The sequence below is a fragment of the Sphingomonas sp. BL-S-05 genome (assembly GCF_055521695.1).
In genome coordinates this window covers 2853945-2864546 of sequence record NZ_CM145499.1, presented here as the reverse complement: position 1 = coordinate 2864546, position 10602 = coordinate 2853945, and the positions used below count along the sequence as shown (strand labels likewise).

The 10602-nt window shown below is 65.9% G+C and carries 8 protein-coding genes; all 8 read left to right on the top strand.

The features are described from left to right. The first annotated feature begins 114 nt into the window (after nt 1–114). Nucleotides 115–825: a dienelactone hydrolase family protein gene (locus ACZ1JS_RS13290; RefSeq protein ID WP_465166473.1), complete on the top strand. Its 711-nt coding sequence runs from the start codon at nt 115–117 to the stop codon at nt 823–825. Between the two features lie 56 nt (nt 826–881). Continuing rightward, nucleotides 882–1325 (top strand): peptide-methionine (R)-S-oxide reductase MsrB, encoded by a 444-nt coding sequence (msrB, locus tag ACZ1JS_RS13285; protein ID WP_465166472.1) that lies wholly within the window; start codon nt 882–884, stop codon nt 1323–1325. A gap of 146 nt (nt 1326–1471) precedes the next feature. Beyond that, entirely contained in the window at nt 1472–4276 is a 2805-nt protein-coding gene (locus ACZ1JS_RS13280; protein ID WP_465166471.1) for a TonB-dependent receptor, read from the top strand. Then, a complete protein-coding gene (locus ACZ1JS_RS13275) occupies nt 4276–5304 on the top strand; it encodes a phytase (RefSeq protein ID WP_465166470.1) in 1029 nt (342 codons plus the stop codon). The genes ACZ1JS_RS13280 and ACZ1JS_RS13275 overlap by 1 nt, the downstream gene beginning before the upstream one ends. Nucleotides 5305–5445: 141 nt before the next feature. Next, nucleotides 5446–6531, top strand: coding sequence for an ROK family transcriptional regulator (locus tag ACZ1JS_RS13270; protein ID WP_465166469.1), 1086 nt, complete (start codon nt 5446–5448; stop codon nt 6529–6531). Nucleotides 6532–6744: 213 nt separating this feature from the next. Then, nucleotides 6745–7707: an ROK family protein gene (locus tag ACZ1JS_RS13265; protein ID WP_465166468.1), complete on the top strand. Its 963-nt coding sequence runs from the start codon at nt 6745–6747 to the stop codon at nt 7705–7707. Continuing rightward, a complete protein-coding gene (locus ACZ1JS_RS13260; RefSeq protein WP_465166467.1) occupies nt 7700–9076 on the top strand; it encodes a sugar porter family MFS transporter in 1377 nt (458 codons plus the stop codon). Before ACZ1JS_RS13265 ends, ACZ1JS_RS13260 begins: the two co-directional genes overlap by 8 nt. After that, nucleotides 9073–10575: a glycoside hydrolase family 32 protein gene (locus ACZ1JS_RS13255; RefSeq protein ID WP_465166466.1), complete on the top strand. Its 1503-nt coding sequence runs from the start codon at nt 9073–9075 to the stop codon at nt 10573–10575. Before ACZ1JS_RS13260 ends, ACZ1JS_RS13255 begins: the two co-directional genes overlap by 4 nt. Nucleotides 10576–10602 lie beyond the last annotated feature (27 nt).

Genomic DNA, 10602 nt, shown 5'->3' with positions numbered 1-10602 from the left:
GATCGCGCCTGTATTTCGGCGCTTCGTCGACATCGTACGAAGAGGCGTCGTGCTTGCGCAACCCCCCGATGCTATCGACCGTTCAGGCGGCGATATCGAGAAGGAAGGCGAAGAATGACGGTTGCGTATTTCGACTATCGCGATGGCGACACGGTGTTGCAGGCGGGCATCGCCTTTCCGGCGGCGGACGGTCCGGCCCCGGCCGTGCTGATCGCGCACCAATGGGCCGGGCGCGGCGAGGGCGAGCACAAGACTGCCGAGCGCCTTGCCGAGCTTGGCTATGTCGGCATCGCCATCGATATGTTCGGCAAGGACGTGCAGGGCGATCCGGCGGGCGACAACAGCCATCTGATCGGCCCGTTCCTGTCCGACCGCGCGGCATTGTTGCAGCGGATGCGGGCGGCGGCGACGTTCGCGGCGTCGCTCGACCAGGTCGATGGGAGCAAGATGGCGGCGATCGGCTATTGCTTCGGCGGGCTGTGCGTCCTCGACCTCGCGCGCGGCGGGGCGGACGGCGTGCTCGGCGTGGTCAGCCTGCACGGGTTGCTCGACGGCAACGATCTGGCGAACGACGGTCCGATCGCGGCGAAGATACTGGTCGAACATGGCTGGCAGGACCCGATGGCCGCGCCGGACAAGGTGCTGGCCTTTGCCGAGGAGATGCGCGACCGCGGGGCCGACTGGCAGTTGCACGCGCATGGCCGGGCGATGCATGCCTTCACCAACCCCCATGCCGCGGCACCCGAAAAGGGCATGGCCTATGACGCCGATGCCGATCGCCGGTCGTGGGCCTCGGTCGTCGCGTTCCTTGGCGAGTTGTTCTGATCCGGTTGCGTGGGGCCGGTTCGGCCCCATCTAGGCGGTAACGAAGGAACGACAGCATGACCGACTATCGCAAGACCGAGGAGGCGCTCGCCCGCCTCACCCCCGAACAATATTATGTGACTCAGCAAAGCGGCACCGAACGCCCCGGTACCGGCGAATATCTCCACGAGAAGCGCGCCGGCATCTATGTCGACATCGTGTCGGGCGAGCCGCTGTTCGCATCGGCCGACAAGTTCGATTCGCATTGCGGCTGGCCGAGCTTCACCAAGCCGATCGAACCGGCCAATGTCGCCGAACTGCGCGACACGACGCACGGGATGGTCCGCACCGAAGTCCGGTCGACGGGCGGTGACAGCCATCTCGGCCATGTCTTCCCCGACGGGCCGCGCGATCGCGGCGGTCTGCGCTACTGCATCAATTCGGCTGCTTTGCGCTTCGTCCCCAAGGAGGCGATGGAAGCGGAGGGATATGGCGCCTATCTCGATCAGGTCGAGGGATAGGTTACCTCGCCGGCTGTTGCCAATCGGCAACAGCCGGTCCTGTAATGATTACGTAACGCCTCCGTAATCGTCGTTTCATGCCCTGCCGTCAGGGGCAGCCCCAAGGCGGGAGCGGTCAATGCTCCCCTAAAAAGGGGCTTTCTTACATGGTTGGTATCTTCGCCCGGTCCTCGCGGGCCGTCGTCGTGCGTGCGCTGCTGGCGGGCGCCGCATTCCTGCCCGCTGCCGCGCTGGCCGATCCGGTCGAAGATGTGTCGGTCGCCGCCGATCCCGCCGCGCCCGAGGATGGCGAGCAGGAAATCGTCGTGCGCGGCAGCCGCCCGATCGCCGAGTCCGAAGCCGCCGCACTGGAAATCCAGCGGAACAGCACCGCGCTCGTCTCGGTCATCGCATCCGACGCGGTCGGCCGCCTGCCCGACCAGAATATCGCGCAGGCGATCAGCCGCCTGCCCGGTGTCGGCGTCGAGCGCGACCAGGGCCAGGCGCGCTATGTCAACCTGCGCGGTGCGCCGAAGCGCTGGACCACCTTGTCGTTCGACGGCGTCAACGTCGTCAGCCCCGAAGGTCGCGCCGCACGGTTCGATTCGATCCCTTCGGCGATCGCCAAGCAGATCATCGTGCGCAAGGCGGTGACCCCGGACATGGTCGGCGAGACGATCTCGGGCAATGTCGACATCATCACCCGTTCGGGCTTCGACCAGAATGGGTTCCACGTCGCGGGCAAGGCCGGCTATGGCCTGGTCGAACTGGGCGACCGTCGCGAATTCGAAGGGTCGCTGGTCGTTTCCGACCGGTTCGACACCGGCATCGGCGAATTCGCCGTCGCGTCGTCGGCCAGCCTGTACCGGCGCGGCATGGTCACCGACAATTTCGAGACCGATTGGGAAACCGTCGCGCAGGACGCACGCCCCGGTTTCGCCGACCGCATCTGGGCGCGTGAGACCGAGAACAAGCTTTATCGCCTCGTCCGCAAGAACTACGCCTTGTCGACGCGGATCGACTGGAAGCCGTCGCCCGATCACCGGATCTTCGCCGAAACCATCTATTCGGCGTTCCAGGACGACGAACAGCGCAACAACTATATCTTCGACCTCGACGACCAGCAGTCGCGCCTGTCGAACGCCACCGCCGGCTGCGCGGTCAACGCGACGCCCGCTGCCGGCACGACCGGCTATGCGGACGTCTGCACCGGCAACACCCCGCTGCGCGGCACCGTCTATGGCATCGACCTGAACTCGAACTTCACCGTGCGCGCCTACAAACAGTCGGTGTTCACCAACACGCTGGGCGGCGACCACGACCTCGACGCATGGCGGGTGTCGTGGCGTGCGAACTATACCCGGTCGATCGACGACCGGACGCAGCCGGCGCAGCTGAACTATGACAGCCCGTCCTTCGGCAGCAACGGCGCGAATGCCGCCAACCGCCTGACCGTCGGCTATGACCTGACCGATCCGCAGCTGGCGCGGGTGCAGTTGTTCCGCACCATTCGCAACGCCAACGGCACCTTCGCCCGCGGCGACCGGGTGACCGCGATCGAGGATTTCCCGCGTTCGCTCAGCCGCCTGCGCTCGCTGTTCGCCGCCGACACGACCGAGGCGTACACCGCGCGGGTCGACCTGCAGCATGACGTCGATGGCCTGTTCGGGGAAAAGACGACGTTCGCGGTCGGGCTGCGCTTCGACGATCGGACCAAGTCGGTCGACGAACGCTTGCTCGAACTGAACAGCGCGGCACAGTTCACCGCCGCCAACATCCCGACCGGTTACGGCCAGATCGCGATCCCCGGCGGGTTTCAGGGTCAGATCCCGCTCGGCTACACCTTCCAATATTTCGGCAGGGACCAGATCCTCGACCTGGTCGATCGGGCAAAGACGGTCGGAACCTATCGCGACCAGACCGCCAATCTGTACGACGTGAACGAGCGCATCTACTCGGCCTATGCGATGGCGACGGTCGTCACCGATTGGGGCAATGTCGTCGGCGGCGCGCGGATCGAGCATATCCGCAACACCTCCTCGGCGTTCGCGACCCCCAACGGCACGACCTTCACCCCGCTGACTGCCAAGAGCGACCTGACGCTGGTCTATCCCAGCCTACACGTGAATTACGACGTCAGCGACCAGATGAAGGCGCGGCTGTCGTTCAGCACCGGCGCGGCGCGGCCCGATTACGACCAGCTTCGCCCGAATCTGACCTTCAACGACGCCAATTTGACGATTTCGGGCGGCAATCCCGATGCGAAGCCCGAAAAGGCGATGGGCGTCGATGCCTATGTCGAATATTATGGGTCGACCGGCGGCTTCCTGTCGTTCGGTGCCTATTACAAGCGGCTGCGCGACGTGCTGTTCGACACCAGCCGCACCTTTGGCCGCGATATCCTGAACTTCGGCGGCGTCGATCGGTCGCAATATGACTTCGCGACGATCGACAATGGCGGCAACGGCTCGATCCTCGGTATCGAAGGCGCGATCCAGCAGCAGCTCGATCCGTTCGTTGCCGATCTCGGCCTGCCCGAATGGGTTGGCGGCTTCGGGGTGCAGTTGAACGCGACGCTCAACCGCAGCCGTGCGGAAACGCCCGATGGCCGTCGCGTGCCGCTGCCCGGCGCATCGGACGCGGTGTACAATATCGGTGCCTATTACGAGAAATACGGCTTCTCGGCGCGCGTCCAGTATCAGAACCGCTCGCGCTGGCTCGACGAACTGGGCGATTTCCAGAACATCAACGGCGTCGTCCGCGGCGTCGATGGCGGCGACTTCTACTGGGCGAAGGACAACGAACTGGATGCATCGGTCCGCTACGCGATCAATTCGAACGTCGAACTGTTCGGTAATTTCAGCAACCTGCTGAACGGCCCCGGCCGTCGCTACGTCCGCAACAGCCAGTACACGATCGAACGCGAGACCTTCGGTCGCCGCTATCAGGCTGGTGTGCGGGTGAACTTCTGATGCGGCGGCTTGTCGTTTCGGCATTGCTGCTCGGCGGGTGCGCGGTGACGCCCCCGCCGGCGGCGACGCCGGGCGCAGTGCCGCTGGTGGCGGCGGTGGCGGAGACCGATCCGGTCGACACCGCTGCCGACGCCGCCGACGATCCCGCCATCTGGCGCAACCGGCGCAGCCCCGCCGATAGTCTGGTGATCGGCACCGACAAGAAGGCCGGCATCCATGTCTATGCGCTGTCGGGCAAAAGGCTGAGCTTCACCCCGGCCGCGCGGCTGAACAATGTCGATCTGCGCGAGATTGGCGGCCGGGTCATCGCCGCCGCCAGCGACCGCGCGGATGAGACTCAGGCGCATGTCGCGCTGTTCACCCTCGATACGGTGGCGAAGAAGCTGGTGCCGATGGGGCGTTATCCGGTCGGTCCGGGCGAGGCCTATGGCATGTGCCTGTGGACCCGCATGGCCGACAAGGCGCTGTTCGGCTTCGTGGTGATGAAGGACGGGCGCATCGATCAGGTGTCGATCGACACCCATGGCGCAACCCCGGTCGTCCGTACCGTCCGTTCGATGAAGGTCGGTACCCAGGCCGAGGGCTGCGTCGTCGATGACCGGACGGGCATGCTCTACGTCGCCGAGGAAGATGTCGGCCTGTGGCGCTTCGCCGCCGATCCCGCCGCGCCGGTCACCGGTACGGCGATCGCGAAGGTCGATGGCACGACGCTGGTCGCCGATGCCGAAGGGCTGGCACTGGCTCCCCGCGGGCGTACCGGCGGCTATCTGGTCGTCAGCAGCCAGGGTGACAACGCCTATACCCTCTACCGCCTGCCCGACGTTAGCTATGCCGGCCGGTTCCGCATCGGCGGCGGTGCGATCGACGGGACCAGCGAGACCGACGGCATCGACCTGATGCCCGGCGATTTCGGCCCCGGCCTGCGCCACGGCCTGTTCGTCGCGCAGGATGGCGATAACGCACCCGAGACTCAGAATTTCAAGTTCGTCGCGTGGGATGCCGTCCGCAAGGCGCTGAAATTGCGCTGACGGCCCGCCGGCCGCGGACATAAATTACGGCACGAAGCGGTACTCCCCGCGAAATCTTGTGTATCACAAAGCGATAACCAAGGTCGAAATGGAGCGGATGCCCATATGCATATGGTGCGAAAGGGCACGAACGCGAGTGGGATGCGTCGGTATAACGAACGGCTGATCCTGTCGGCGATCCGGCGATCCAACGGTGCGTCCAAGGCGGAGATCGCACGGCTGACGGGACTATCGCCCCAGGCGGTGGTGCGGATCATCGACGAACTCGACAGCGACGGACTGCTGTTCCAGGCCGAGAAGCGCACCGGCGGCATGGGACAGCCGGCCACGGTCTATCGCATCAACGGCGCGCGCGGCTATACGGTCGGGGTGGAGATCGGGCGCAGCGCGATGACGTTGGTGTCGCTCGACTTCGACGGGCAGCAACGTGCGGTGCAGTGCGATGCCGGCGCCTTTCCGACCATCGACCTCGCCGTCGAGCGGATCGACCGGTTCCTGCAGGAACATCTGCCGGCGTCGCTGCGCGATCCCAGCACCTTTCTGGGCATCGGCATCGCAATGCCGTGGTTTCTGGGCGAATGGCGCGACGAACTCGGCATTTCGGAAGATCAGGCCGAGGAATGGCGCCGTGGTGACGTCGCCGACCGGTTGCGTGCCGGGCTGCAATGGCCGACCTTCTTCGACAATGACGGCAATGCGGCGGCGCTGGCGCATCTGTTGTGCGGGGCGGGGGCCGATCTCCAAAATTATCTGCTCATCAACCTCGGCACCTTTGTCGGCGGCGGCCTCGTCCTGGGCGGGCAGGTGGTGCAGGGGCGGCATGGTAATGCGGGCGCGCTGGCGTCGATGCCGGTTCTGGCAGGTGGCCGGCGCGACTCGCTGATCCACCATGCGTCGCTCTATGATCGGGACCGGGCGACCAGCCCGGCCGCGTTGGAGGGCTGGCGACGTCGATGTGCCGAAGCATTGGCATTTGCGATTTCGGGGGCGAACAGCCTTCTCGATCTCGAGGCGGTCATTCTCGACGGATCCTTGCCGCCGGAGGAACTGGCCGAGATCGCGGCGACGGTCGAACGACAGCTTGGCGAACATGCCCCGCCCGATTTTTTCGCACCCGAATTGCGGATCGGCACGCTGGGACGACAGGCAGCGGCGATCGGTGCGGGACTGTTGCCACTCCACGCGCAATATGCGCCTGATCTCAGCAGTTTGTTCAAGCGCAGCTAACGAATTCGGGGTGCGGCGCCTGCTCATGGAAGCGCTCTGGTATCGCTAACCACAAACGATTGTGTGGCAAGCCGCTGAAAAAGCGGAAAAATCGCACTTGACCAACTAAATCACACTAGTAGATTTAGTGCCATCGACCGTAAGAGCGGCCTATGATGGGAGGGTGACGATGGCGACGATTTCGCAGCGTGCAGGACCGATGGGATACGGGTGGTGAGCGAGCCGCTGCTGCTCGGCGCGATCGAGGCGGGGGGCACCAAGTTCCTGTGCGCCATCGCCGACCGCGATGGCACGGTCCTCGCCGAAACCCGGATCGCGACCACGACCCCGGTCGAGACGCTGGGCGCGGCCAGCGCGTTCTTCCGCGATACGCAACGCGTGCACGGCGACCTGTCGGCCTTGTCGGTCGGCAGCTTCGGACCGCTGTCGCTCAACCCCCTGGCCGGCGATTATGGGCACATCACCTCGACCCCAAAGCCGGGTTGGGAGAATATCGACCTGCTCGGCCATCTGCGGCAGACGGTCGATGCGCCGGTAACGCTCGACACCGACGTCAACTGCGCCGCGGTGGGCGAGCGCCTGTTCGGCAGCGGCCAGGGGCTCGACAGCTTCTGCTATGTCACCATCGGCACCGGGATCGGGGTCGGGCTGCTGATCGGCGGCGTGCCGCATGGCGGCGCGAACCATCCCGAGGCGGGGCATATCGCCGTACCGCGTGCGCCCGGCGACGACGGCTTTGCCGGTATCTGCCCGTTCCACGGCGATTGCCTCGAAGGGTTGGCCTGTGGACCGGCGATGGCCGCGCGCTGGGGCGTGCCGGCGGAACGGCTGCCGGCCGATCACCCGGCATGGCCGATCGAGGCCGACTATATCGCCGCTCTGTGCGCGACGCTTACCTATGTCGTCCGCCCCGATCGGATCATCGTCGGCGGCGGGGTGATGCAGCCGCCCATGTATGCACGGGTGCGTGCGGCGCTGGTCGCCCGGCTCGCCGGCTATGACGCCAGCATGCGGACGATCGACATGGACGACTATATCGCGGCGCCGACGGCGGGCGCTTCGGCGGGGCTGACCGGCGCGCTGGCGCTCGCCTACCGGACGGCGACCCGCCAATGGCCGATGCACTGGCGCATGGCCGAACCCCTTCATGCGAACAAGGAGACGGTCGATGCATAGCATCACGACGCCGGCGGGCCGGCAGGATGTGGACGATGCACGGGCGACCGTCGCCATCGTGCTGAGCGCGGCGGGCGCGGCATTGGGCGGGCTGTTGTTCGGCTTTGATACCGCGGTAATTTCGGGCGCGACCCAGGCGTTGCAGGAACGCTTTGCGCTGACCGATGCGTCGCTCGGCTTCACCGTGGCATCGGCGTTGATCGGGACGGTGATCGGGTCGCTGGTCACCGGCGCGCCCGCCGATCGCTATGGGCGCAAGGCGATCATGCTGTCGGTCGCGATCGCCTATGTGGTGTCGTCGCTGGGCACGGGTCTGGCGCAGAGCTGGCCGATGCTGATCGCGTTCCGGTTCCTGGGTGGTCTCGCCATCGGCGCGGCGTCGGTGGTCACGCCGATCTATATCGCCGAAGTATCGCCGGCCAAGTTTCGCGGGCGGCTGGTGGCGATGAACCAGCTCAACATCGTGCTCGGCATCCTGATCGCGTTCCTCAGCAACTATCTGATCGCGCAGACGCTGCCGCCCGAAACGGCGTGGCGCTGGATGTTCGGCATCGTCGCGGTGCCGTCCGCACTGTTCCTGGCCGTGACCTTCCTTCTGCCGGAAAGTCCCCGCTGGCTGGCGGTGCAGGGCCAACGGGCAAAGTCGACGCAGGTGATGACGCGGCTCGGATTCCTCGACCCCGAAGCCGAACTGGCGAGGATCGAAGCCGCCGAACGGCGCGACGCCGGACAGGCCGACGCACGGCTGTTCCAGCCGGCGCATAGCTTCCCAGTGGCCTGCGCCATCGCCATTGCGATGTTCAACCAGCTATCAGGCATCAACGCGTTGCTCTATTATGCGCCGCGCATCTTCGAACTGGCAGGCGCCGGGGCGGATAGCGCGCTGCTCCAGTCGATCGCGGTCGGCGGCACGAACCTTTTGTTCACCGTCGCCGCCCTGTTCTTCATCGACCGGTTCGGCCGCCGCCCGCTGCTGTTCGTCGGATCGATCGTCTGCGCCGCCGCGCTATTGCTGGTCGGATGGCAGCTCGAACGCAGCGTTCCGAACGGCACGCTGATCCTGGGCGGGCTGCTCGCCTTCATCGCCGCCTTCGCGATCAGCCAGGGCGCGGTGATCTGGGTCTTCATCTCCGAAGTCTTCCCCAGCGCCGTGCGCGGCAAGGGGCAGGCGCTGGGTTCGACGACCCATTGGGTCGCGGCGGCGGCGATCACCTGGCTGTTTCCGATCGTGGCGAGCGCGGTCGGCGGATGGGTCTTTGCCTTTTTCGGCGCGATGATGCTGTTGCAACTGCTGTGGACGGTGCGGGTGATGCCCGAGACCAACGGCGTCGCGCTGGAGGATATGGACCTGCAGGGGAGGGGGGCATGAAGCGGCTCGCGATCCTTGCCATGACCGGCCTTGCCCTCGCCACCGCCGCCTCGGCCCAGCGACCCGATCCGCGCCCCACCTATCACTTCGCGCCCGCGCGCAACTGGATGAACGACCCCAACGGCCTCGTCTATTATGACGGGGAATATCATCTGTTCTTTCAGTATAATCCGCATGGCGACCGCTGGGGCCATATGAACTGGGGCCATGCGGTCAGCCGCGATCTGGTCCATTGGGAAGAACTGCCGATCGCCATCCCCGAAACCGCCGACGTCATGGCGTTTTCGGGCAGCGCGGTGGTCGACTGGAACAATACGACCGGTTTCGGCAGGAACGGCAAGCCGCCGCTGGTCGCGATCTATACCGGCCATAATCCCAAGGCGAAGCTGCAATCGCAATATGTCGCCTATAGCAACGATCGCGGCCGGACCTGGACCGTGCATGGCGAGGTGCTGAGCGTCGGATCGCCCGAGTTTCGCGATCCCAAGGTGTTCTGGCACGCAGCCACGAAGCGCTGGGTCATGGTCGCGGTGATGGCGCTGGAGAACCGCGCCGTGCTGTTCACCTCGCCCGACCTGAAGCAATGGAGTTTTGCCAGCAGCTTCGGACCCGCAGGTGGACGCGGCAAGAACTGGGAATGCCCCGACCTGTTCGAACTGCCGGTCGAGGGCGGGGCGCCCGGCGAGAAACGCTGGGTGCTGGGGATCAACCTGGGCGACAACGCGGTGGGCGGCGGTTCGGGCGGCCAGTATTTCGTCGGCGATTTCGACGGGAAGCGCTTCACCCCCGTACCGGGCTGGCCGGGCGAGGCGCAGTGGATGGATTACGGCGCGGATTTCTATGCCGCCGTGTCGTGGAACGATCTGCCCAAGGACGACCCCCGCCGCATCTGGATCGGATGGGCGAACGACTGGCGCTATGCCGAGGCGATCCCGACCTGGCCGGCGCGCGGGCTGATGACGGTGCCGCGCGAGGTGACGCTGAAGAAGACTATGGCCGGCTATCGCATCGCGCAGGCGCCGGTGCGCGAGGTGGCGGGCCTGCGTGGTGCGCCGCAGACGTTTGCCGGTACGCTCGGCGATCAACCGGTCGACCTGCCGGCCGCGGGCGGTTCGGCCGATCTGATGCTTGACCTCGACACCGGCACCGCCGAACAGGTCACGATCGCGCTGACCGACGAACAGGGCTATCAGACGCTGATCGGGGTGAACCCAAGCGTGGACGAGGTGTTCATCGACCGTACCCGGTCGGGGCCGCATTTCCATGATGGTTTCGCCAACCGCCATGTCGCGCCGGTCGACCTGAAGGGGAAACGCGTGCGGCTGCGGGTGCTGGCCGACCAGTCGATCCTCGAAGTCTTTGTCGGCGACGGCACGCGCACCATCACCGACCGCTTCTTTCGCGGCGGCGGGCAGTTGCGCTGGAGCGCCAGTGCGCGCGGCGGCAGCGCGAAGCTGACGATGCAGGCATGGCCGATGAACGGGGGACCGCGGCCATGACCGGGACGATCGCACCGGGCTGAACGC

Excerpts from the sequence above, each read along its gene's own strand:
- ACZ1JS_RS13290 (WP_465166473.1), top strand. The coding sequence starts at position 115 with ATGACGGTTGCGTATTTCGACTATCGCGATGGCGACACGGTGTTGCAG.
- msrB (WP_465166472.1), top strand. The coding sequence starts at position 882 with ATGACCGACTATCGCAAGACCGAGGAGGCGCTCGCCCGCCTCACCCCC.
- ACZ1JS_RS13280 (WP_465166471.1), top strand. The coding sequence starts at position 1,472 with ATGGTTGGTATCTTCGCCCGGTCCTCGCGGGCCGTCGTCGTGCGTGCG.
- ACZ1JS_RS13275 (WP_465166470.1), top strand. The coding sequence starts at position 4,276 with ATGCGGCGGCTTGTCGTTTCGGCATTGCTGCTCGGCGGGTGCGCGGTG.
- ACZ1JS_RS13270 (WP_465166469.1), top strand. The coding sequence starts at position 5,446 with ATGCGTCGGTATAACGAACGGCTGATCCTGTCGGCGATCCGGCGATCC.
- ACZ1JS_RS13260 (WP_465166467.1), top strand. The coding sequence starts at position 7,700 with ATGCATAGCATCACGACGCCGGCGGGCCGGCAGGATGTGGACGATGCA.
- ACZ1JS_RS13255 (WP_465166466.1), top strand. The coding sequence starts at position 9,073 with ATGAAGCGGCTCGCGATCCTTGCCATGACCGGCCTTGCCCTCGCCACC.